Source organism: Modestobacter altitudinis (assembly GCF_005930475.1).
Taxonomy (GTDB): domain Bacteria; phylum Actinomycetota; class Actinomycetes; order Mycobacteriales; family Geodermatophilaceae; genus Modestobacter; species Modestobacter altitudinis.
In genome coordinates this window covers 1-20,654 of sequence record NZ_SJEW01000070.1, presented here as the reverse complement: position 1 = coordinate 20,654, position 20,654 = coordinate 1, and the positions used below count along the sequence as shown (strand labels likewise).

Here is a 20,654-nt window from a genome sequence, read left to right as displayed (position 1 = left end):
GCTGACAGGATGCCGACCATGGCAGCCGGCGCGGTCGACGTCCCCCTCGAGTACGTGCGGCTGGGGCTGCGCTTCGACCGGCTCGAGCCCGGCTTCGTCGACGCGTACACCGGTGACCCGCGGCTGCGGGCCGCGGTCGCCGACGAGCCGGCGCCGACCCCGCACCGGCTCCGCGACCAGGCCCGGGCGCTGCTGGGCGAGCTGGACTCGGCCCAGCTCCCGGCCGACCGGGCCGCGTACCTGCGCGGCCAGCTGACCGGGCTGGAGTGCAGCGCCCGCAAGCTGGGCGGGGAGCCGGTCGGCTTCATCGCCGAGGTGCAGGCGTACTTCCAGGTGCAGGTCACCCTCGGCGACCCGGCCGACTACGCCGCGGCGCACGCTGCGCTGGACCAGCTGCTGCCCGGCGGCGGCACCCTGGCCGAGCGCTACGCGGCGCACCGGCGCCGGGAGGAGTGCCCGCCGGCACGGCTGGAGGCGGCGGTGCACGCGCTCTCCTCGGCCCTGCGCGACCGGGTCCGCGGCCAGTACGGCCTGCCGGAGGTCGAGACGGTCCGGTACGAGGTGGTCACCGACAAGCCGTGGTCGGGCTTCAACTACTACGAGGGCGACTACCGGTCCCGGGTGGCGATCAACGCCGACCTGCCGCACCGGCTCAGCCAGCTGCCGCACCTGGTCGCCCACGAGGCCTACCCCGGCCACCACACCGAGCACTGCCGCAAGGAGCGCGGGCTCGTCGAGCGCGACCAGCACCTGGAGCACACCGTCTTCCTGGTCAACACCCCCGAGTGCCTGATGGCCGAGGGGCTGGCCGACCTCGGGGTCGAGGCGTCGATCGGTGCGGGCTGGGGCCCGTGGGCGGCCGAGGTGCTCGGCGACCTCGGGCTGCGCTTCGACGGGCACCTGGCCGAGCAGGTGGCCGCGGCGGCGGCGCCGCTGAACCGGGTCCGCCAGGACGCGGCGATCATGCTGCACGACCGCGCCGCAGACCCCGACGAGGTGATCGCCCACCTGCAGCGCTGGGCGCTGGTCAGTGCCGACCGGGCTGCCCAGCAGCTGCGGTTCCTCACCGACCCGCTGTGGCGGGCCTACATCTCCACCTACGTCGAGGGCTTCGACCTGCTGTCGTCCTGGCTGGCCGCCCGCCCGGCGGAGCAGTCGGTGGGCGACCGTTTCGTGCGCCTGCTGGACGAGCCGCTGACCCCGGCCGGGATCACCGCCGAGCTCGCGGTCGGCTGACGGCGTGGCACGGGGGACGCCGCAGGAGCGGCGCCTGCTGGGCCTGTGGACGGCGGGCTGGCTGGCGCTGCTGCTGCTCATCGGGCTGTTCTGGGTGGGCAACGTCGCGGTGGAGTGGCCGGTGCTGCTGGTGCCGGTGATCTGGGCGCTGGTGGCGGTGCGGCCTCGCCGGGAGGAGTGACCCGGCGGGCCCGGTGCCGCCCGGCGCGCGGCGCGGCGGGCAGAGTTGGCCCATGTCGACCACGCGGTTGCTCCTGCTCGGGGCGGTGCGGATCTTTCAGCCAGTGCACGGCTACCTGCTCCGCCGCGAGCTGCTGAGCTGGCAAATCCAGGACTGGGCGCACCTGAACCCGGGGTCCATCTACTCCGGCCTGCGCACGCTGGCCAAGCGGGGGCTGCTGGAGGAGACCGACGGGGAACCGGTGTCCTACCGGCTCACCGCGGACGGCGAGGTCGAGTACCAGCGCCTGCTGAGCAGTGCGCTGCGCCAGCCCGAGCCCGGCGACCCGAGCCGGCTGCTGGGGGGCCTGTGCTTCTTCACCACCTTGCCCCGCGATGAGGTCCGGGAGGCGCTGCGGGCCCGGGACCTCGTGCTGGAGGCCATGGTGTCCGGCATGGACTCGGCCGTGCGCGGCGTCGAGTCCTCCCGGATGGCGCCGGCCAGCACGGTGGAGCTGTTCTCTGCGACCCGGGCCTGGGTCGCCGGGGAGCGCGGCTGGGTCCGGGACGTCTGCGCCCGCATCGACGCCGGGCACTACCGCTTCGCCGACGACCCGCAGGCCCCCGACCAGCCGGTCGGCGGGCTCTGGCCGGCCGCCGTCCTCGACCCGCCGGAAAGGGCTTGACCCTCGACTAGTCAAACTTGAACACTGGCGGCGTGATCCACGCCCGCGGGCTCGCCCGCACGTTCCGGAAGAAGAAGCAGGAGGTGCACGCCGTCGCCGGGGTGGACCTCGACGTCGAGGCCGGGGAGATCGTCGGCTTCCTGGGCCCGAACGGGGCCGGCAAGACCACCACGCTGCGGATGCTGACCACGCTGCTCGCGCCGACCGCCGGCACCGCCACCGTCGCCGGTTGCGACCTGGTCACCGACCCGGTGGGCGTCCGCCGGCGGATCGGCTACGTGTCGCAGAGCGGCGCCACCTACCCCGACGCCCGCGCGGGGGAGGAGGTGGTCGACCACGCCCGGCTGTACGGGATCAGCACCGCCGAGGCGACCGCCCGCGGCAAGCAGCTGTTCCGCGAGCTCGACCTCGACGGGCTGTGGGAGCGGCAGCCCAAGTCGATGTCCGGCGGCCAGCGGCGCCGGCTGGACATCGCCGTCGGCCTGGTGCACGTGCCCGGGCTGGTCTTCCTGGACGAGCCGACCACCGGGCTGGACCCGCAGGCGCGGGCCAACCTGTGGCAGCACATCCGGGGCCTGCGCGAGGAGCGCGGGACGACGGTCTTCCTCACCACGCACTACCTGGACGAGGCCGACGCCCTCTGCGACCGCATCCTGGTCATCGACGCCGGCCGGATCGTCGCCGAGGGCACTCCCGACGAGCTGAAGTCGCAGGTCGGCGGGGACGTCCTCACCGTCACCGTGGAACACGCGGAGACCGCCGGACGGGTCGCCGCGCTGATGGCCGCGCTGCCGGGCGCGGAGGTCCCGCAGGTGCTCGACACCCGCGTCGTCGGCCGCGCACCGCAGGGCGGCGCGGCGCTGATGACCCTGGTGCGCGAGCTGGACGCCGCGGGGATCGCGGTCGCCGGGATCGAGAGCCGCCGGCCCAGCCTGGACGACGTCTTCCTCGACCTCACCGGCCGGTCGCTGCGGGAGAGCGGCGGCCCCGCGGGACCGGGTGGTCCGGCCGGCGCCGACCGCACCGCCGACAAGCAGCCGCAGGAGATGGCCCGATGAGCACCGCGACCACCGCCCCGCCGAGCCCGGCGACGACCGGACCGACCAGCAGCGTCGCCCGGGACACCTACACGGTGTTCGCCCGGGCGATGCGGATGTCCCTGCGCAACCCGGCCTGGCTGGTGATCAGCCTGATGCAACCGATCCTGTACATCGTGCTGTTCGGGCCGCTGCTCGAGCCGCTGAGCAGCCAGCTCGGCTCGGGCAACGCCTACCAGCTGTTCGTGCCGGGGATCCTCGTGCAGCTGGGCATCTTCGGCGCGCTGTTCGTCGGCTTCGGCCTGATCGCCGAGTACCGGGCCGGGGTCATCGAGAGCCAGCGGGTCACCCCGGCCAGCCGCACGGCGCTGCTGCTCGGCCGGGTGATGCGCGACGTCGTCGTCCTGCTGGTGCAGGGCACGCTGCTGGTGCTCGTGTCGATCCCGCTCGGGCTGCGTGCGCCGGTGATCGGGGTCGTCCTCACCCTCGTCGTCATCGCGCTGCTCGGGGCCGCGTTCGCGTCGGTGTCCTACGCGCTGGCGCTGACGCTGAAGAGCGAGGACGCCTTCGCGCCGCTGCTGAACGCCGTCGTCCTGCCGGTGCTGCTGCTGTCGGGGATCCTGCTGCCGATGACGCTGGCCCCGGGCTGGCTGCAGGCGATCAGCGACGTCAACCCGCTCAAGCACGTCGTGGAGGGCGCCCGGTCGTTCTTCGACGGCGACTACGGCAGCAGCACCGCCTGGTGGGGTGCCGGGCTGACGGTGGCCATGGGCCTGCTGGGCTGGTGGTTCGGCGTCCGACGTTTCCGGCAGGAGTCCAGCTGAAGAACGGAGCCCCACCTGTCACCCGTTGGCGTGTCCGGGGGCTCCTTTTGTCGGCGGTTGGGCCTAGCGTCCGCAGTGGAGGACGAGCTGACCTCGTCCTCCACGGGAGGCCCGGTTGGTGCGACGCAGTTCGTCAGCCAGAGGGGCCGCGTCCCGGCCCCTGCGCCGGGACCCGGCCGCCATCGAGCCGGGGCGCGCTGTGCGCCCCACGGGAGCCGACTCGTGAGCACTCGCCGTACGTACGTCCTCGACACCTCCGTGCTCCTCTCCGACCCGGGTGCACTCTCCCGGTTCGACGAGCACGACGTGGTGGTCCCGCTCGTGGTGATCGGTGAGCTGGAGGACAAGCGCGACCACCCGGAACTGGGCTGGTTCGCCCGGCAGACCCTGCGGATCCTCGACGACCTGCGGGTGCAGCACGGCCGGCTGGACGCCCCGGTGCCCATCGGTGACCTGGGCGGCACGGTGCACGTCGAGCTGAACCACAGCGACCCCTCGGTGCTGCCGGCGGGCTTCCGCAACGACAGCAACGACAGTCGGATCATGGTGGTGGCGCTCAACCTGCGCGCCGAGGGCAGGGACGTCTGCCTGATCACCAAGGACGTGCCGCTGCGGGTCAAGGCGGCCGCGGTCGGCCTGGCCACCGAGGAGTACCGGGGCCTCGGCGTCGTCGACGCGGGCTGGACCGGGATGGCCGAGCTCCCGCTGGCGGAGGAGGAGATCCAGGCGCTCTACGAGCGGGGGTCGGTGCACCTGCCGGCCGCTGCCGAGCTGCCCACCCACACCGGGCTGGTGCTGCTGTCCGCCCGCGGCTCGGCACTGGGCCGGGTGCTGCCGGACAAGTCGGTGCGGCTGGTCCGCGGTGACCGGGACGCCTTCGGCCTGCACGGCCGGTCCGCCGAGCAGCGGATCGCGCTGGACCTGCTGATGGACCCGGAGATCGGCATCGTCTCGATGGGCGGTCGCGCGGGCACCGGCAAGTCGGCCCTGGCGCTGTGCGCGGGCCTGGAGTCGGTGATGGAGCGGCGGGCGCACAAGAAGGTGCTCATCTTCCGGCCGCTGTACGCCGTCGGTGGCCAGGAGCTCGGCTACCTGCCCGGCAGCGAGGGCGAGAAGATGGCGCCCTGGGCGCAGGCGGTGTTCGACACCCTGGGGGCTCTGGTCAGCGCGGACGTCGTCGAGGAGATCGTGGCCCGCGGGCTGATCGAGGTGCTGCCGCTGACGCACATCCGCGGGCGGTCGCTGCACGACTCGTTCGTGATCGTCGACGAGGCACAGTCGCTGGAGCGCGGGGTGCTGCTGACCGTGCTGTCGCGGCTGGGCACCAACAGCCGGGTGGTGCTGACCCACGACGTGGCGCAGCGGGACAACCTGCGGGTGGGCCGGCACGACGGCGTGACGGCGGTGATCGAGGCGCTGAAGGGGCACCCGCTGTTCGCGCACGTGACCCTGACTCGCTCCGAGCGCTCGCCGATCGCCGCCCTGGTCACCGAGATGCTGGAGGACCTGCCCCTCTGACGCGCGCTGATCGCGTGCGCTGAGGCCGGGTTCCACGCGCGGGGACCCGGCCTCAGCGCCCACCGAACAGCCGTCGGCGGCCGTGGCGAGCAACGCGTCCCGCGCGATGTCGTCCTCGCGTTGCTGCCGGGAACCATGCCGGGCCGCGCCGTCCATCTCCACGGTCAGCAGGACGACCGTGCACGGTGTGCGCCCGAGTCGGGTTCGCGCGTCCGAGACCCCGCCTCGACGCACAGCGTCGAGCGGCGGGTCAGGCGGTGGGGGTGGTCTCCGGCTCGGCTGCGCCGGTGGCTCGGGCGGCGGCCGGGACCGGAGCCTTTCTGGGCTGCGGTGGGGTGCTGGCGAACCGCACCACGGCCACCACAGCCCAGCCGGCTGCCAGGCACCACAGCAGCCGGTCGACCACCTCCTGCGCGGTGAACTCCCCGCGCAGCCCCAGCAGGAACACCGGGACGGCCAGCACGAAGCCGGTCAGCAGGACGTCGCCGCGGAGCGGGCTGGTCACCCCTCCATCTCCTCCAGCCGCTCACAGAGCAGCGATGCCCAGCGGTGCGCAGTGGCCCGCGCGCCGTCGACCAGCGCCACCGGCACCGACACGTGGTCCAGGACGGCCGCCGGGTCGGCGGTCGCGTCGGTGTCCTGGACGACGACGGCGTCCAGCCGGGGCAGCCCGTCCAGCCACGGCACCAGGTCCTCGGGCTTGCGGGTCGAGTCGAGGACGCCCCACACCGCGGTCGGTGACCAGATCGTGAGCATCTGCTCCAGCCAGGGGCCGCCCGAGGTCCGCAGCGGTGCGTCCACGGCGATGATCGTGACCGTGCCGCGCACGGCGCTGGCCTGCTGCCGCTCGGCGGCGGTCTCCAGCGACGTGATCCGGCTGCCCTCGGGGGCCAGGCCGGCGAGCGCCCCGGAGGCAGCCCACTGCACGTCCTCCGGCTCGAGCCGCAGCGAGAGGGCCAGCGACCGGGCGGCGGCGAAGGTCTCCGCGCCCGGGCCGACGACCATCAGCACGTCGCCCGGCTGCGTGGGCAGGTGCGGAGCGGCCGGCAGCCGCTCGGCGAGGGTCCGGGTCAGCGCCGCGTACACCCCGCGGACCGCGGCGTCGTCGGTGAAGTCCGAGCCGAGCAGGAAGTCCGGCAGACCCAGCGTCAGCAGCCGGACGACGAGCTCCTCGGCGCCGTCCATGCTGTACGGAGCCAGCGCCGTCGACGGCGACACCGCGGGGACCAGCCGGGTCACCGTGGCCAGCCGGGTGCTGGTCTCCGGAACGGCAGGCAGCTCGGCCGCAGGCCTGCGCGAGCTGATCGGCACCGGGATCGGCACCGGGCGGGTGGTGACCGGTGCGCGATCGCCACCGGACGGCCGGCTGGCGGGCACCGGCGGGCGTCCGCGGCGAGCCGGGGGGACGGCGGGTCGCTGCGACCGCGGCGACGATCCACCGGTGATGCCCAGCCGCGGCAGGACGAGGGTGGCGTCCATCGGCAGCGGAGCCGGGTCGCTGGCGGTGCGCGCCATCACCGGGCCCAGCGAGACCGGGACGGCGAAGCGCTGCTCCTCGACGGCGACGGCGACGGGCACCTCGATCGGGCGCGGCTCGGCGACCCGGACCTCCTCGGCGGCGGTCTCGGCGACGACGACGGCATCGACGACGAGGGCCTGCGCAGCCGCGACCTGTGCTGCGCGCTGCGCGACCCGGGCGTCGCTGGCCCAGCCGGGACCGGACCAGGCGTCGGTGCGGTGGGCGCCGGTGTCGTAGGCACTCGACTCGGTGCCGCGGGTGTCGTAGGCGGACGGCTGGGGGACGTCGAGGTCGGTGGCGGCGGGTGTGTCGGCGACGGACAGGGCCGCACTGACCTCCGGGAGGCGGTGACGGCCGCGGCCGGAGCCGTTGGCCGCCAGGACCTCCTCCAGCAGGGCGGCCAGCGCCTCGTCAGCGCTGCGGACGGACTCCACCATGGACAGCGGCGAGCCGGCCGGCGCGGCGGCCTCCTCCTGGCGACGCTCGGCCGCGAGCCGCTCGGCGACGATCCGGGCTGCCTCCTGGCGCACGGCTTCGACCCGGGCTGCCTCGACGTCAGCTGCTGCCCGGCGGCGGACGGCTTCCTGGCGCTCGACCTCGATGCGCGCGACCTCGATGCGGACCGCCTCTAGGCGCTCCGCCTCCAAGCGCTCGGCTTCGACACGGGCGGCCTCGACACGAGCGGCTTCGACACGAGCGGCTTCGACGCGGGCTGCTTCGAGACGGGCGGCTTCGAGACGCTCTACCTCGACCCGGGCGGCCTCGACACGGGCAGCCTCCAGGCGCTCGGCTTCGAGATGAGCTGCCTCGACCCGGGCAGCTTCGACCCGGGCAGCTTCCACGCGCGCGGCCTCGACCCGAGCCGCCTCGACGCGCTCGGCCTCGAGCCGCTCGGCTTCCCGCCGCTCGGCCTCCAGCCGCTCGGCCTCCACGCGAGCCGCTTCCACACGAGCCGCCTCCAGGCGCTCGGCCTCCAGGCGCTCGGCCTCCTGCCGGGCGGCCTCCGCGGCCGTTGCCTCGGCCTCGAGCCGGGCAGCCTCGGCAGCGGCGGCCTCGGCCTCACGGCGGGCGGCGTCGGCAGCGGCGGCCACGGCCTGGAGCCGGGCGGCCTCGGCGGCGGCGGCCTCGGCCCGCAGCCGGGCGACCTCCGCGGCAGCGGCGTCGACCCGGGCAGCGGCGGCACGTGCCGCCTCCGCAGCGGCGCTCTGGAGCGCGGCGACCTGGGCGGCGGCCGCGTCGGCGGCGGCGGCCTCTCGGGCTGAGGCCTCGGCGGCAGCTGCCTCGGCGGCCGCCTCGGCCGCTGCCTGCACCGGGTTCGAGGCCACCATGCGGGTCAGCGCAGCGGCGAACGGCGAGGGACCGGACGGCTCCTCGGTCACCGGCTGGGCCGGCTCGACCAGGTCAGCAGCGAGGTCCTCGGGGGACAGCATCAGGGTGTGCTTGGTCGGGGTGAACGGCTTGGCAGCCGCCGTCCGGCGCGGCGCGGCAGCCGGCTCGTGGGTCGTCCGCGGCTGCGTGGCGGCGCGGGCCGGCGTGGCCGTGCGGACCGGCGTGGCGGCGCGGACCGGCGTGGCCGGGCGGACCGACGACGGCGCGGTGGCGCCGGTCGAGGCCGGCGCAGCCGCACGCCGCACCGGCCGCTCGGCGGCGGTCGGCGTCGCGGCGGGCGTGGCACCCGCCCGGCCGTACAGACCGACGGACTGCGGCTCCTGTGACGTGGCGCCGAGCAGCTCGGCGAGCTCCTGCATGCGGTCGTCCAACGACGGGGCCGGCCGCGCCTCCCGGGCGCCGGTCTTGAGCAGCGAGCCGGTGTCGGGTCCCTTCACCGGGTCGGCCGCGGGCACCTCCACCTCGGCGATGAACCGCTCGTTGGTGAAGAAGCCGAACATGCCGCCGGAGCGGATGCGGCGCATCCCGACGACCCGTGCGGTGGGGCCGAACTGCTCACGCGCGGCGGCGATGGCCTCGTCACGCGTGGCGGCCTCAACGGACTGCGAAGGCACCGTTCACCACTCCCAGGGACTCGATCTGGGCCGTGCGGGACACCTCGTTGTACGAGATCACCGACAGCCGGGGCAGGACCTGGCGGACCAGGCGGGACAGTGCGGCGCGGACCTGCGGGGAGCAGACGAGCACGGGGGAGAGGTTCAGCCGGTCTGCCTGGTCGAGCAGCTCGGTGCAGCCCCGGACGAGCGTGTCCACGGTGTGGCCGTCCAGGGCCAGCACCTGGCCGTTCTCGGTGGGACGGACGGCCTCGAGCAGGCGCTGCTCGAACGCCGGGTCGAGGGTGATCACGTGCAGACGCTCGTCCGGCGTCACGTACGGCTGGCTGATCGCGCCACCGAGGGCCGCGCGGACCGCCTCCACGAGACCGTCGAGGTCCGTGGACTTCTTCGCCCGCAGCGACAGCGCCTCGAAGATGCGGACCAGGTCGCGGATGGAGACGCCCTCGTCCAGCAGCGCATGCAGCACCCGCTGGACCTCGCCCAGGCTGAGCAGGGTCGGGGTGAGCTCCTCGACGACGGCGGGGTGCGAGCGGCGGATCATCTCGACCAGCACCTTCACGTCCTCCCGGCCGAGCAGCGCCGAGGCGTTCTGCCGGACCACCTCGGCCAGGTGGGTGGTGATGACCGACGAGCGGTCGACGACGGTCGCGCCGGCCATCTCCGCCTGCCGCTGCAACTCCGCGGGGACCCACTTGGCCGCGAGCCCGAACACCGGCTCGACGGTCGGCTTGCCCGGCAGGCCCTCGAGGTGGTCGCCGATGGCGAGCACGGTGCCGGCGGGGGAGTTGCCCCGCGCCGCCGGGACGCCGTTGAGCCAGATGACGTACTGCGAGCCCGGGAGGTCCAGGTTGTCCCGGGTGCGCACCAGCGGGATCACCAGGCCGGTCTCCATGGCGACCTTGCGGCGCAGCGCCTTCACCCGGTCCAGCAGGTCGCCGCCGCGGGCGGTGTCCACCAGCTCGACGAGGTCGAACGCGACCTCGAGCTCCAGCGGGTCCACCCGCATCCGCTCGACGATCGCCTCGGGGGAGTCCGGCTGCGGCTCGTCGGGGGCCTGCGTCGCGGCCAGGGCCTCGTCGTCGTCCTCGGACTTCTCGGTCAGCCGGGTCGCGATGAAGAGGAAGAGGCCGCCGATGAGGAGGAACGGCAGCTTGGGCAGGCCGGGGATCAGGCACAGCGCCAGTGCGGCGCCGCCGGCGATCCGCACCGGCTGCTTGTTGCGGCCCAGCTGGTTCAGCAGGTCGGTGCCCATGTCGCTCGAGGAGGCCGAGCGGGTGACGATGAGACCGGTCGCGGTGGAGATGAGCAGGGCGGGGATCTGGGAGACCAGGCCGTCGCCGACGGTCAGCAGCGAGTAGGTGGAGACGGCGTCCGCGGGCGCCATGCCGTTCTGCATGATCCCGATCGCGAAGCCGCCGATCAGGTTGATCATCGTGATGATGATCGCGGCGATGGCGTCGCCCTTGACGAACTTGCTCGCGCCGTCCATCGAGCCGTAGAAGTCGGCCTCGGAGGTGACCTCCTGGCGGCGCTTGCGCGCCTGCGTCTCGTTGATCAGGCCGGCGTTGAGGTCGGCGTCGATCGCCATCTGCTTGCCGGGCATGGCGTCGAGGGTGAAGCGGGCACCGACCTCCGCGACGCGGCCGGCACCGTTGGTGATGACGACGAACTGGATGATCGTGAGGATCACGAAGATCACCAGGCCGACGATCAGCGAGCCACCGATGACGAAGTGCCCGAAGGCCTCGATGACCTTGCCGGCGTAGCCGTCGCTGAGGACCAGCCGGGTGGAGGAGACGTTCAGCGCCAGCCGCATCAGCGTCGCGATCAGCACCAGCGACGGGAAGACGGCGAAGTCCAGCGGCCGCTTGATCTGCATGGACACCAGCAGGATCAGCAGCGACGCGACGATGTTGAAGCCGAGCAGAAGGTCCAGCACGGCGGCCGGCAGCGGCACGACGAGCATCAGGACGATGGAGACGACCCCGATGGGGACGGCGGCCTTCGTCAGCTTTCCCACGAGACCTCGTTCCTGAGCAGCGGCGCCGGACGGCGGGAGGGCGCAGCACGCTCTCGACGCCGTTCTCGGCAGTCCCCGGAACGGTCCGTACCGCAGCGGCCGCGCCGGGGCGCCGCCCTCGCCCCACGCGCACCAGCAGTGCCGGGCGCCCCGTGCCGATCGGCCGGCTGGGGCGTCCGGTGCGGACGGGGCAGGTGGGGCCGGCCGTCAGCGGCGCCTCGCCCGCGGCAACCCCGCGGTCTCCGGGGCCTCGAAGCCGGGCCGGTGGACACCGCCGCGGACCCCGCGGTTGGACAGGTGCATCACGAAGGCCAGCACCCGGGCGACCGCGGTGAACAGCTGCGCGGGCACCTCCTGGCCGATGTCGCAGGAGCCGTGCAGCGCCCGGGCCAGCGGGATGTCCTGGACCATCGGCACCCGGCACTCCTCGGCCCGCGCCCGCAGCCGGGTGGCGACCTCCCCGGAGCCCTTGGCCACCACCCGGGGCGCGCCGCGGGTCGCCTCGTACTTCAGCGCGACCGCGACGTGGGTGGGGTTGATCAGCAGCACGTCCGCGTCGGCGACCTCGGTCATCATCCGGTTCCGGGACATCGCCATCTGGGTGGCCCGGCGCTGGGCCTTCACGTGCGGGTCGCCCTCGGAGTTCTTGTTCTCCTGCTTGATCTCGTACTGGCTCATCTTGAGCTTGCTCATCGTCTGGTGGCGGACCACCAGGTAGTCGGCGAGGGCGATCGCCAGACCGGTGATGCCGACGACCCGGAACATCAGCACGGCGGACTCGGTGAACACCCGGGTGATCTCCGACAGCGGCAGCGCCCCGGAGGCCGAGACCAGGTGCTGGGCCTTGTCCGACGTCGCCCAGATGACCACGGCGAGCGCGATGGTCTTGATCAGCGCCTTGATCGACTCCCAGAGCCCGTGGGTGCCGAACATCCGCTTGAGCCCGGGCAGCGGGTTGAGCTTGGAGAACGTCGGCTTGATCCCCTTGCCGCTGAGCACCACCCCGCCCTGGGCGGCCGAGGCCAGCGTGCCGACCAGCATCATGCCCACCGCGATCGGGAGGACCGCGCCGAGGAAGGCGAACAGCGCCTGGCCCATCAGCGCCGAGAGCGCCGCCGGCTGCGGGTCGGCGGCCACCGTGCCGATCTGCACGAACAGCTGGCGGACCGAGCCGAACGCGCGCCCGACGAGCATCGGCAGCAGCACGCTGGCGGCGGCCGCGCCGAGCCAGGTGCCCAGCTCCTGCGTGCGCGGGATCTGCCCGTCCTTACGGGCCTGCTTCAGCTTCTGCGCTGTCGGCTTCTCTGTCTTCTCACCACCCGGTCCGTCCTTGGCCATCTACCCGCTCCGGAAGGAGGTGATCGCCTCGAGGCCGGTGTGCATCAGCGCGTCGAGGGCGGGCGGCAGGAGCGGGAAGGTGAGCCCGAGCAGGGTCAGGGTGAGCAGGATCTTCACCGGGAACCCGAACGCGAAGATGTTCAGCGACGGGGCGGCCTTGGACAGCAGGGCCAGGGCGACGTCGGCGAGCAGCAGCACCGCGACCATCGGGCCGGCGATCTGCAGCGCGGCCAGGAACATCATCGAGAAGACCGTGACGAGGGTGGAGGCCAGCTGGTCGGTGGGCATCGAGCCGCCCACCGGCAGGCCCTCGTAGGAGGTGACGAAGCCGCGGACCATCAGCAGGTGCCCGCCGCTGGTGAACAGCAGCGTGGTCGCCAGCATGTAGTGCAGCTTGCCGACCGAGGAGTGCATGGTCAGCGACAGCGGGTCGTAGGCCGGCTGGAGGGAGAAGCCACCGGAGAGGTCGATCAGGTCGCCGGCGAGCTGGACGGCGGTGAACAGCACCTGGATCACGAAGCCCAGCGCAGCGCCGATGAGCGCCTCGGTGATCGCGCTGACGATCAGGAAGCCCGCGGTGATCGCGGGCAGGTCGCCGCTGATGTGCGGGAAGACCACGACCGCCAGCGCCATGGCCAGTGCGCCCTTCACCGCGGCCGGGATGGCCGCCGAGTTGAACGGCGGCGCCATGATCACGAACCCGCTGGCACGGACCGTGGCCAGCAGCAGCGCGGCCAGGGTCGCCGAGGGGACCTGGAGGTCCACCGCAGCCTCAGCTCTGGCCGAGGAGCTGCGGCAGCGAGTCGAACAGCTGGTGGGTGAAGGAGATGAGCTCCGAGAGCACCCAGTTGCCGGTCACCAGCAGCGCGATCGCGACCGCGATCATCTTGGGCACGAAGGACAGCGTCTGTTCCTGGATCTGGGTCGCCGCCTGGAACAGCGAGATCATGAACCCGACCAGCAGGGCGGTGAGCAGGATCGGGGCGGCGCACTTGGCCCCCACCAGCATCGTCTGGGTGGCGATCTCGGTGACGTCGGTGTCACTCATCCTCGACTCCGGCTTCGTTCCGCTCCTCGGTCGCTGGCGCTCCCTGCGATGCTCGCTCAGCCGTCGTCTTCGATTTGTCACTCACGAGTACGACCCCACCAACGCCGTGGTGATCAGCGCCCAGCCGTCGACCATCACGAACAGCAGCAGCTTGAACGGCAGCGCCACGACCGAGGGCGGCACCATCATCATGCCCATCGACATCAGCGCGGCGCTGACCAGCATGTCCAGCACCAGGAACGGGATGAAGATGACCAGCCCGATGATGAAGGCGCTCTTGAGCTCGGAGAGCACGAACGCCGGGATCAGGGTCAGCATGCTCACCGACGCCTCGTCGGCCGGCTTCTCCTCGCCGGACAGGCCGATCATGAGCTTCAGCTCGTCGTCCCGGGTGTTGTCCAGCAGGAAGGTCTTCAGCGGCGCCTCGCCGACGTCGTAGGCCTGCGAGGCGGTGATCGTGCCGTCGAGGTAGGGCTGGACGGCGACGTCGTTGATGTCCCCGAACACCGGGCCCATCACGAAGATCGTCAGGAACAGCGCGATCCCGGTGAGCACCTGGTTGGGCGGGGACGACGCCAGGCCCAGGGCGTTGCGGGTCAGCGACAGCACCACGAGCATCTTGGTGAACGAGGTGACCAGCAGCAGCGCCGACGGGGCGATGGACAGCACCGTGATCGCCAGGATCAGGGTGACCGCCTGGCTCGGGCTGTTGCCGCCGACGTTGATGTCGACCCCGCTGCCGTCGACCACCGGGGCGGTCGGGGCGGTGGGCGCGGTGGGCGCGGTCGGCGCCGCGGAGGCGGGGTCGGCCAGCAGGAACCACAGGGCGAGGACGGTCAGCACCAGCAGCGGCAGCAGCCAGACGACCCGGCGACGGCGCGATGCGGAGGCCGGCTCGGCGGTCCGGGCGGCGGCCGGGAGCAGCACGGGGAGCGCGGCGGTCATCGGCGGACCGTCCGCTCGCGCAGTTCCTGCACCACCGTCGTCCAGGTGCCGCGGTCGAGCACCGAGCCGGACAGTGCACCACCGGAGCGGGAGGGCAGCGCCGGCCGGCGGGTCAGCACCCCGGTGGCCGGGTCGTCGTCCACCCCGGCCGGACCGGTGGTGGCCGACCGGGCGAGCTGGGCGTCCAGGGCGGCCGCCAGCTCCTCGTCCTCGACCTCGGCCAGCAGGGTGACCTGCTCCTCGGTGGCACCGACGACCAGCACCCGGCCGGCGACCCGGAGGACCGACACGCTGCTGGCGCGGCCCATGCGCTGCCGGGCGACGACCTCGATGACGCCGGTCGCCCCGCCCAGACCGCGCTTCTTGGCGACCCGGCTGGCGAACAGCAGCACCGCGGCGATGAACGCCAGGCACAGCACCAGGCGCAGGATCATCCACGTCACGAGGCCGGCGTCCCGTACTCCGTGGCGTCCGTGACGATCTCGCTGATCCGCAGCCCGAAGTCCTCGTCCACGACGACGATCTCGCCGCGGGCGATCAGGGTGCCGTTGACCAGCAGGTCGGCCGGAGCCCCGGCCGCGCGGTCGAGCTCGATGACCTCGCCGGGGTGCAGGGAGAGCAGCTCGGAGACCGTCATCCGGGTCCGGCCGATCTCGACGGTGACCTCCATGGCCACGTTGCGCAGCAGGTCCAGGCTGCCGCGGCGCTCGCGCGGCCGGGGCAGGGTGACCTGCAGCGCCAGGGTGGCGGAGACCTCGCCGTTGGCGATCAGCGGCACGGCGAGGAAGACGCCCTTGTCCCGCAGCCCGTCCAGCGCGGCGACGACGTCCTCGACCCGTTCGGCGGCGACCCGCACCCGGCCCAGCGCGCCGGCCGCCGCCTCGAGCGCGGGGCGCAGGGCGGTGGCGACGTCCATGGCGCCGACGGGGGAGTTGGTCAGCGCGCTGACGATCTCCTCCGACAGCACCAGCACGATGTCGCCGCTGACCTCGCCGCCGAGCGCCGCGGTGACCGCGGCGCCGGGTGCCGGCGGGAGCGGCACGGACTCGGGGTCGGCCACCGTGTCCCCGGGACGCAGGTCCAGCTCGGCGGGCATCGCGGCGGCCGCGGCCCGCGCCGCGGCCGCGACGGCCGTGGCGATGGTCTCGGAGTCCGACGAACGGTCAGTGCCGAAGGCGGTGGTCATGCGTTTTCCTTCCCGCTGGTCGCGGTGTCGGGGACGATCTCGGCCGCCAGGCGGCGCCGGTGGTTGCTCGGGAGCGCGTGCGCGAAGATGACGTCGTTGGTCGTGACCTCCAGCGGGCTGTCCTGCGCGTGACGCAGCAGCAGCACGTCACCGACCGCGAGGGACAGCAGGTCGCCGGAGGGGACCTCGAGCGGGTTGAACCGGACGCTGACGTCGACCGGGACCTCGGCCAGCCGCTCCTTCAGTGCCTCGGCGGCGCGCTGCCGCTTGTGCTTCGCGGAGTCCGACAGCTGCGGGGAGGCGGCGTTGTTCAGCGCGGCGGCGAAGGCGGAGAACGGCAGCACCAGCGTCGCGTCGGGCTCGCGGGCGCCGATGCGCATCGAGTAGGTCGCGACCATGACGGTCTCCGAGCCCGCGGCGGCCTGGGCCAGCTGCGGGTTGTACTCCACGCCGTCGAGCGCCGGGACCAGCGGCGTGATGTGCGCGAAGGCCTCGGCCAGCTCGCCGAGCAGCCGCTCCAGCAGGTGGCTGGTGATGGCGCTCTCCATCGCGGTCATCGGCCGGAGCGGCTGGTCGCCGGCGCCGGCGCCGCCGAGCATGTGGTCGACGATGGCCATCGCGGTGTCCAGCGGGTAGGCCAGCACGCCCTTGCCCGGGAGGGGCTCGAGGGTGAACGTCGCCACGAAGCAGGACTGCGGCAGCGTCGCGATGTAGTCGTCGTAGGAGTACTGCTCGATCCCGACGAGCTCCATCCGGGCGCCGGTGCGCAGCATCGACGTCAGGGTCGTCGTCGCCTGGCGGGCGAAGTTCTCCTGCGCGATCTGCAGGATCCGGACGTGCTCACGGGAGAGCTTCGTGGGGCGGCGGAAGTCGTAGGTGCGCGGCTGACGCCGTCGCGAGCGGCCCTGCCCCTCCGAGGTGCGGGGGGCAGGCACGCTGGGCGCGTCGGCCACGATGTCGGACAAGCTCACGCATGTCCTCATCGGCGGGGGCCCGGTCGACCCTGACCGCCGGTGACCAGCCGGCGCCGGGGGTACCGGCGCCGGCTGGTGCTGCTGCGTCCTCGTGGGGGCGCTGGGGGAGGAGCGTCGATCGAGGGCGCCCCCGAGGTGCTGGAACGGCCCCCTACTGGGTGACGTACTCGGTGAGGTACACGTCCATGACCTCGTCGTGGTACGCGTGGACGACGGCCTCGGTGAACGCCGCCATCATCGCCTCGCGGTTGGTCTGCACGTCGGTGAGCGAGGCCCCGGAGAACTGGCCGATCGCGATGTCCAGCGCCTTGGAGCCGTCCTGGACGGTGCCGCCGTGACCGCCGCCCTCGTCGAAGGCGAGGGTGTACTGCAGCGTGAACCCGAACTTCAGGTAGCTGCCGCCGGCCAGGTTGATGGCGACCGGCTCGACGGCCAGCACGGAACCGGCCTCCGGTGCCGGCTCGGCCTCGGCCGACCCGCCGCTGAAGACGAAGAAGTACGCCGCGGCGCCGAGCGCCAGGACGGCGACCAGCCCGATGATCAGCAGCTTCTTCTTGCTGCCCTTGGGGGCGTCCCCCTCCTCGGGCGCGTTCTTCTCCTGCTGCTTCTTGCTCACTTCTCCTCCTCGCTGGCGCTCGTCGGCCGCGTTCGCGCCGCTGCTGTGTCCATCGGCTCGCTCGCGAGCTCGCTCACGGGTGGCCTCCCTCGGAGTCGTGGTCGTCCTGGCTGGCGGTGGTCGGGTCGGTGGTGGTCGTGCCGGTGGTCCCCTGGGCGGCGGCCTCGATGCCGGGCAGCAGGGCGTTGGCGTCGGCCGAGGCCGTGGACAGGACGACGATGTCGACCCGCCGGTTGACGGTGACGTAGCTCGGGTCGGAGTCGGGCACCAGCGGCCGGGTGCTGCCGTAGCCGGCCGCCGACATCCGGTCCTCGGGGACGCCGTCGGCCTCGGACAGGTGGCGGAGCACCGTGGTGGCGCGCACCGCCGAGAGTTCCCAGTTCGACGGCCAGGGGCCGCCCCGGGTGACCGGCAGCGAGTTGGCGTGCCCCTCGACCCGGACCTGGTTGGGCAGCTGGGCGAGCGTCGGGGCGATCGCGTCGAGCACGGTGGCGCCGCTCGGGAGCAGCGCGGCGGACTCGGGGGCGAAGAGCACCGGGTCCGACACCACGTGCACGACCAGGCCGCGCTCGTCGATGACGAACTGGGCCGCACCGGACTGGCCGGCCGCAGCCAGCGCCTGCTGCAGCGCCTGCTCGGCCTGGGACAGCTGGTCGTAGGCTGCCTTCGCCTCGGCGGCGGTCTGCTGGGCAGCCTGCGCGGCGGCCTCCGCCGCGGCAGCCTTCTCCGCCTCGGTCTGCGCCGTGCCGTCGATGGCCGCGTCCTCGGCGACCTGCACCGGCTGGAGCGGGGTCTGGCTCTCCGCGTCCAGCACCGCGCCGTCGCTGAGGATGGTGACCGGTGCGCCGAAGCCCTCCTGCAGGCCCTCGGCGAAGGAGTTGAACTTGGTGACGTCCACCTGGCTCATCGCGAACAGGACGACGAACAGGGCGAACAGCAGCGTCAGCATGTCGGCGTAGGAGACGAGCCACCTCTCGTGGTTCTCGTGCTCCTCCTCCTCGTGCTTCTTGGGTCGGCGGCCCTTGGGCGCGTGGCCGTGCCCGGAGTTCTTGCTCATGCCGCCTCGCGCTGCTGTTCACTCGGCGGCACCAGCGAGGAGAGCTTGGCGCGGACGGTGCGCGGGCTGGTGCCGGCCTGGATCTCCGCGATGCCCTCGACCAGCAGCTCCATCGCGGCGGCCTGCAGCTCGCTGGTGCGGTTGATCTTCGCGCCCATCGGCAGCCAGAAGACGTTGGCCGAGAGCACGCCCCACAGGGTGGCGACGAAGGCGCTGGCGATCAGCGGGCCGATGGACTCCGGGTCCTGCAGGTTCTCCATCACGTGGATCAGCCCGATGACGGTGCCGATGATCCCGATGGTGGGGGCGTAGCCGCCCATCGCGTTGAAGAACTTCGCGGCGGCCTTGTCCTCGGACTTCTTCGCCGAGATCTCGCCCTCGAGGATGGACCGCAGGTCCTCCGGGTCGGTGCCGTCGATGCTCATCTGCAGCCCGCGCTTGAGGAACGGGTCGTCGATCTTCTTGACCTCGGCCTCGAGGGCCAGCAGGCCCTCCTTGCGGGCCTTCTCGGCCAGGCTGACCAGGGTCTGGATGCGCTCGCTGACCGACGGGAGGGCCGGCGGCATCAGCGCCATCTTGAACCAGGCGCCGATCTTCTTCACGTCGTTCATCGAGATGCCGCCGATGGCCGCACCGAAGGTGCCTCCGAAGACGAGGATCAGCGGCGGGAGCAGGATGATCGCCATCGGGGACGCGCCCTCGAGGATCATCGTCAGCAGGATGGCGCCCATCGCCAGGGCGATGCCGATCAGGGTGGCCGGGTCCATCGGTCAGCGCTCCTCGCGCGAGGGGAAGCGGACGACGGAGGAGTCCGTGGTCCTCTCCGAGGTGGTGGTGACCGGCGGGCGGTACTCACCGCGGTCCATCTGGAAGGCGACGGCCTGGATGCTCGCGCGGTAGTCGCGGATCTCACGGACCACCTGGTCGACGGTCTCGACGACGACGTACTTGGTGTCGTCCAGCAGCGTGATGACGGTGTCGGGGTGCCCCTCCACGCGCTGGACGAGCTCGGCGTTGAGCACGAAGTGCTCGCCGTTGAGACGCGTCAGACGGATCACGGGAGGGGTCCTCACAGGGTCGGGGTGGCGGTCGCCGGGTGGGGCGTCGTCGCCGCAGGGATGTCATCGGCGCCGCGGCGCCGGTGCTTGAGCGGGCCGGCCCGGTCACCCCGCGAGGTGACCGGGCCGGAGGTCGGTCATCAGCGGCCGAGCTGGACCAGGCTCTGCAGCACCTCGTCGGAGGTGGTGATGACGCGGCTGTTCGCCTGGAAGCCGCGCTGGGCGATGATCAGGTCGGTGAACTCCGAGGCGAGGTCGACGTTGGACATCTCCAGCGCGCCCGCGGTGAGGGTGCCGGCGCCGCCGGTCCCGGCGGCGCCGATGACGGCCACCCCGGAGTTGTTGCCGACCCGGTAGGAGGAGTTGCCGGACTTCTCCAGCCCGCCGGGGTTGGAGAAGGTGGCCATCGCCAGCTTGCCGATGTCCTGGCGCAGGCTGTTGGAGTAGACGCCGACGATGGTGCCGTCGGAGCTCAGCGAGAACGACTGCAGCGTGCCCATCGCGTAGCCGTCGGTGGTGGTCGGCTTCATCGAGCTCTTCGCGCCGAACTGGCTGATGCTGCTGAGGTCCAGCGTGAGCGTCCCGGGCCAGCTGCCAGCCATCGCCGCGGACGGCGCGAAGGTGACCGACCTGTCGCCGGCCGCGATCGCCCCGGTGGCCGGGTCGAAGTCCAGCAGCGGGGCCTGGACTCCGGCGGTCGCAGGATCGATGTCCGGCGGCGTGATGGTGGCGCCGTTCTCGTCCTTCAGCGCCAGCGACCACTGGTTGGCGGTCGCCGTCTTGGTGAACGTCGCGGTGACCTGGTGCGCGTTGCCCAGCGCGTCGTACATGGTGATCTGGCTCTCGACCGCGTCGCCGGTGGCCGCCCCGCTGGTGAGGTTGCCGGTGAACCCGCCCTTGGTCGACGCCGAGGGCGGCATCACCTGGCCGTAGGGCACCGACAGGTCGCCGATCTTCCCGTTGGTGTCCACGACGCCGTTGGTGGCCGCCCAGCCCTGCAGGATCGACCCGTCGGAGGTGACCAGCCGGCCCTGGCCGTCGAAGTCGAACGAGCCGGCCCGGGTGTAGAGCTGCTCGTTGCCCGCCTGGGTGACGAAGAAGCCGTCGCCGCTGATCATGAAGTCGGTCGACCGGCTGGTGCTCTGCGTCGAGCCCTGGCTGAAGTTGGTGGTGATGCCGGCGACCTTCACGCCCAGACCGACCTGGGCCGGGTTGGTGCCGCCGGTCGTCTCGGTGGGCGCCGAGCCGTTGCTCAGCACCTGGGACAGGGTGTCCTGGAAGACCGTCTGGCTGGACTTGTAGCCCACCGTGTTGACGTTGGCGATGTTGTTGCCGACGGTGTCCAGCTTGGTCTGGTGTGCCTTGAGGCCGGAGATGGCCGAGAACATGGAACGCAGCACGGGGAGCTCCTCGGGTCGGGGCGGGGA

General features: G+C 72.8%; 21 protein-coding genes. 6 read left to right on the top strand and 15 right to left on the bottom strand.

The window, feature by feature from the left end:
- Positions 1 to 18: 18 nt before the first annotated feature.
- The 6 genes from FHL79_RS20340 to phoH2 all read left to right on the top strand — a co-directional run bounded on the left by FHL79_RS20340 (position 19) and on the right by phoH2 (position 5,460).
- Positions 19 to 1,236, top strand: coding sequence for a DUF885 domain-containing protein (locus tag FHL79_RS20340; RefSeq protein ID WP_138760392.1), 1,218 nt, complete (start codon positions 19 to 21; stop codon positions 1,234 to 1,236).
- A gap of 4 nt (positions 1,237 to 1,240) precedes the next feature.
- On the top strand, positions 1,241 to 1,417 hold the full coding sequence (locus FHL79_RS25225; RefSeq protein WP_171058260.1) for a hypothetical protein: 177 nt from the start codon (positions 1,241 to 1,243) through the stop codon (positions 1,415 to 1,417).
- Between the two features lie 52 nt (positions 1,418 to 1,469).
- Positions 1,470 to 2,081 (top strand): PadR family transcriptional regulator, encoded by a 612-nt coding sequence (locus FHL79_RS25430; RefSeq protein ID WP_179966108.1) that lies wholly within the window; start codon positions 1,470 to 1,472, stop codon positions 2,079 to 2,081.
- Between the two features lie 32 nt (positions 2,082 to 2,113).
- The gene (locus FHL79_RS20330; RefSeq protein ID WP_138760391.1) at positions 2,114 to 3,139 is read left to right on the top strand and encodes an ATP-binding cassette domain-containing protein; all 1,026 of its coding nucleotides are present in this window, start codon (positions 2,114 to 2,116) and stop codon (positions 3,137 to 3,139) included.
- Positions 3,136 to 3,942, top strand: coding sequence for an ABC transporter permease (locus tag FHL79_RS20325; RefSeq protein WP_138760390.1), 807 nt, complete (start codon positions 3,136 to 3,138; stop codon positions 3,940 to 3,942). The genes FHL79_RS20330 and FHL79_RS20325 overlap by 4 nt, the downstream gene beginning before the upstream one ends.
- A 222-nt stretch (positions 3,943 to 4,164) precedes the next feature.
- Positions 4,165 to 5,460: an RNA 5'-3' helicase PhoH2 gene (gene phoH2, locus FHL79_RS20320; RefSeq protein WP_138760389.1), complete on the top strand. Its 1,296-nt coding sequence runs from the start codon at positions 4,165 to 4,167 to the stop codon at positions 5,458 to 5,460.
- Positions 5,461 to 5,710: 250 nt separating this feature from the next.
- Here the strand turns inward: phoH2 and FHL79_RS20315 are convergent, their stop codons facing one another.
- The 15 genes from FHL79_RS20315 to FHL79_RS20245 form a co-directional block, all read right to left on the bottom strand.
- Complete coding sequence (locus tag FHL79_RS20315; RefSeq protein ID WP_138760388.1) at positions 5,711 to 5,965, bottom strand: hypothetical protein; 255 nt, start codon at positions 5,963 to 5,965, stop codon at positions 5,711 to 5,713.
- Positions 5,962 to 8,982: a hypothetical protein gene (locus FHL79_RS26225; protein WP_138760387.1), complete on the bottom strand. Its 3,021-nt coding sequence runs from the start codon at positions 8,980 to 8,982 to the stop codon at positions 5,962 to 5,964. Before FHL79_RS26225 ends, FHL79_RS20315 begins: the two co-directional genes overlap by 4 nt.
- Entirely contained in the window at positions 8,963 to 11,005 is a 2,043-nt protein-coding gene (gene flhA / locus FHL79_RS20305) for a flagellar biosynthesis protein FlhA (protein WP_138760386.1), read from the bottom strand. The genes FHL79_RS26225 and flhA overlap by 20 nt, the downstream gene beginning before the upstream one ends.
- A 207-nt stretch (positions 11,006 to 11,212) precedes the next feature.
- On the bottom strand, positions 11,213 to 12,343 hold the full coding sequence (locus FHL79_RS20300) for an EscU/YscU/HrcU family type III secretion system export apparatus switch protein (protein ID WP_138760385.1): 1,131 nt from the start codon (positions 12,341 to 12,343) through the stop codon (positions 11,213 to 11,215).
- Positions 12,344 to 13,108, bottom strand: coding sequence for a flagellar biosynthetic protein FliR (fliR, locus tag FHL79_RS20295; RefSeq protein WP_138760384.1), 765 nt, complete (start codon positions 13,106 to 13,108; stop codon positions 12,344 to 12,346).
- Between the two features lie 7 nt (positions 13,109 to 13,115).
- Positions 13,116 to 13,391, bottom strand: coding sequence for a flagellar biosynthesis protein FliQ (gene fliQ, locus FHL79_RS20290; RefSeq protein ID WP_138760383.1), 276 nt, complete (start codon positions 13,389 to 13,391; stop codon positions 13,116 to 13,118).
- A gap of 81 nt (positions 13,392 to 13,472) precedes the next feature.
- Entirely contained in the window at positions 13,473 to 14,336 is an 864-nt protein-coding gene (gene fliP / locus FHL79_RS20285) for a flagellar type III secretion system pore protein FliP (RefSeq protein WP_138760382.1), read from the bottom strand.
- The gene (locus FHL79_RS20280) at positions 14,333 to 14,770 is read right to left on the bottom strand and encodes a FliO/MopB family protein (protein ID WP_246081044.1); all 438 of its coding nucleotides are present in this window, start codon (positions 14,768 to 14,770) and stop codon (positions 14,333 to 14,335) included. The genes fliP and FHL79_RS20280 overlap by 4 nt, the downstream gene beginning before the upstream one ends.
- Positions 14,771 to 14,775: 5 nt before the next feature.
- Positions 14,776 to 15,522, bottom strand: a complete 747-nt coding sequence (gene fliN / locus FHL79_RS20275; protein ID WP_138760380.1) for a flagellar motor switch protein FliN — start codon at positions 15,520 to 15,522, stop codon at positions 14,776 to 14,778.
- Entirely contained in the window at positions 15,519 to 16,493 is a 975-nt protein-coding gene (locus tag FHL79_RS20270) for a flagellar motor switch protein FliM (protein ID WP_138760379.1), read from the bottom strand. The genes fliN and FHL79_RS20270 overlap by 4 nt, the downstream gene beginning before the upstream one ends.
- A 154-nt stretch (positions 16,494 to 16,647) precedes the next feature.
- Positions 16,648 to 17,112, bottom strand: a complete 465-nt coding sequence (locus tag FHL79_RS20265) for a flagellar basal body-associated FliL family protein (RefSeq protein ID WP_138760378.1) — start codon at positions 17,110 to 17,112, stop codon at positions 16,648 to 16,650.
- Positions 17,113 to 17,185: 73 nt separating this feature from the next.
- Entirely contained in the window at positions 17,186 to 18,169 is a 984-nt protein-coding gene (locus FHL79_RS20260) for an OmpA/MotB family protein (protein ID WP_138760377.1), read from the bottom strand.
- Positions 18,166 to 18,936, bottom strand: a complete 771-nt coding sequence (locus FHL79_RS20255; protein ID WP_138760376.1) for a flagellar motor protein — start codon at positions 18,934 to 18,936, stop codon at positions 18,166 to 18,168. The genes FHL79_RS20260 and FHL79_RS20255 overlap by 4 nt, the downstream gene beginning before the upstream one ends.
- 3 nt (positions 18,937 to 18,939) lie before the next feature.
- A complete protein-coding gene (locus tag FHL79_RS20250; protein WP_138760375.1) occupies positions 18,940 to 19,227 on the bottom strand; it encodes a flagellar FlbD family protein in 288 nt (95 codons plus the stop codon).
- A 140-nt stretch (positions 19,228 to 19,367) separates the two neighbouring features.
- Positions 19,368 to 20,654 (bottom strand): flagellar hook protein FlgE (locus tag FHL79_RS20245; protein ID WP_246081042.1); only part of this gene is annotated, 1,287 nt, incomplete at its 5' end.

Excerpts from the sequence above, each read along its gene's own strand:
- FHL79_RS20340 (WP_138760392.1), top strand. The coding sequence starts at position 19 with ATGGCAGCCGGCGCGGTCGACGTCCCCCTCGAGTACGTGCGGCTGGGG.
- FHL79_RS25430 (WP_179966108.1), top strand. The coding sequence starts at position 1,470 with ATGTCGACCACGCGGTTGCTCCTGCTCGGGGCGGTGCGGATCTTTCAG.
- FHL79_RS20325 (WP_138760390.1), top strand. The coding sequence starts at position 3,136 with ATGAGCACCGCGACCACCGCCCCGCCGAGCCCGGCGACGACCGGACCG.
- FHL79_RS20300 (WP_138760385.1), bottom strand. The coding sequence starts at position 12,343 with ATGGCCAAGGACGGACCGGGTGGTGAGAAGACAGAGAAGCCGACAGCG.
- fliQ (WP_138760383.1), bottom strand. The coding sequence starts at position 13,391 with ATGAGTGACACCGACGTCACCGAGATCGCCACCCAGACGATGCTGGTG.
- fliP (WP_138760382.1), bottom strand. The coding sequence starts at position 14,336 with ATGACCGCCGCGCTCCCCGTGCTGCTCCCGGCCGCCGCCCGGACCGCC.
- FHL79_RS20280 (WP_246081044.1), bottom strand. The coding sequence starts at position 14,770 with ATGATCCTGCGCCTGGTGCTGTGCCTGGCGTTCATCGCCGCGGTGCTG.
- fliN (WP_138760380.1), bottom strand. The coding sequence starts at position 15,522 with ATGACCACCGCCTTCGGCACTGACCGTTCGTCGGACTCCGAGACCATC.
- FHL79_RS20260 (WP_138760377.1), bottom strand. The coding sequence starts at position 18,169 with ATGAGCAAGAACTCCGGGCACGGCCACGCGCCCAAGGGCCGCCGACCC.
- FHL79_RS20255 (WP_138760376.1), bottom strand. The coding sequence starts at position 18,936 with ATGGACCCGGCCACCCTGATCGGCATCGCCCTGGCGATGGGCGCCATC.